A 441-nucleotide genomic window follows, 5' to 3' on the forward strand; every position below is an offset into this window, starting at 1 on the left:
CCGCGCCCCTTTGTATCTTCCACCAGACGGAATATTCCGCAGCGAAACAAACCGATAGGATCCGCCTCATGCGCCGTTCCAAAATCGTCTGCACCCTCGGTCCCGCCGTCGACTCCCATGAGCAGCTCGTCGCTCTGATCGAGGCCGGCATGAGCGTGGCCCGTTTCAACTTCAGTCACGGCACCCACGAGGAACACCAGGGCCGTTACGACCGTGTCCGCAAGGCGGCCGCCGAGACCGGCCGCGCGGTGGGCGTGCTCGCCGACCTCCAGGGCCCCAAGATCCGGCTGGCGAAGTTCGCCGAGGGCCCGGTCGAGCTGGTCCGCGGGGACGAGTTCACCATCACCTCCGAGGACGTCCCCGGCGACAAGTCGATCTGCGGCACGACCTACAAGGGTCTGCCCGGCGACGTCACCAAGGGCGACCCGATCCTGATCAACG

The 441-nt window shown here is 66.2% G+C and carries 1 protein-coding gene; it reads left to right on the forward strand.

The window, feature by feature from the left end:
• Positions 1 to 68: 68 nt before the first annotated feature.
• The coding region (locus AB0C16_RS40625; protein ID WP_357691540.1) for a pyruvate kinase at positions 69 to 441 on the forward strand (373 nt) is incomplete at its 3' end.

Source organism: Nonomuraea sp. NPDC048916 (assembly GCF_040649575.1).
In the GTDB taxonomy this organism is placed as follows: domain Bacteria; phylum Actinomycetota; class Actinomycetes; order Streptosporangiales; family Streptosporangiaceae; genus Nonomuraea.